This is a genomic window from Streptomyces doebereineriae (assembly GCF_031845645.1).
Classification (GTDB): domain Bacteria; phylum Actinomycetota; class Actinomycetes; order Streptomycetales; family Streptomycetaceae; genus Streptomyces; species Streptomyces canus.
On sequence record NZ_JAVREZ010000115.1, the window covers coordinates 1 to 531 of the forward strand.

Genomic DNA, 531 nt, shown 5'->3' on the forward strand with positions numbered 1-531 from the left:
GGCGGGCTCGGCCAGGCGGTCCCGGAGTCCACGACCGAGTACGACCCGGACACCGGCCAGGAGGTGAAGACCGTCTCGCCGACCGGTGGGACGGTCACGAAGGAGCTCGACAAGCTCGGCCGCCAGATCGCGTACACCGACGCCGACGGCGGGGTGACCCGGACCGAGTACGACCTGCTGAACCGGCCGGTCAAGACCACCGACTCGGTGCCGTCCACGGTGACGCACACCTATGACACGGCCGTGGAACCCCGCGGTCTGGTCACCCGGACGACGGACTCGGTCGCCGGCACCTTCGAGGCGCGCTACGACGCCGACGGGTCCGTCGCCACCGAGAAGCTGCCCGGCGGCTACACCCTCACCGTCGAGGAGGACACCGCGGGAGCGGCCGTCTCCCGGGTCTACACCCGCGACAGCGACGGCCTGGTCGTCACCGCCGACACGGTCGACCGTTCGGTCCACAGCCAGGTCACGGCACACTCCGGCTGGTCCTCCCAGGAGTACGCGTACGACGCCACCGGCCGTCTGACC

General features: G+C 71.4%; 1 protein-coding gene. It reads left to right on the forward strand.

Going from position 1 to position 531, the window contains the following annotated elements:
- Window positions 1-531 (forward strand): hypothetical protein (locus RNB18_RS50975; protein WP_311720922.1); only part of this gene is annotated, 531 nt, incomplete at both ends.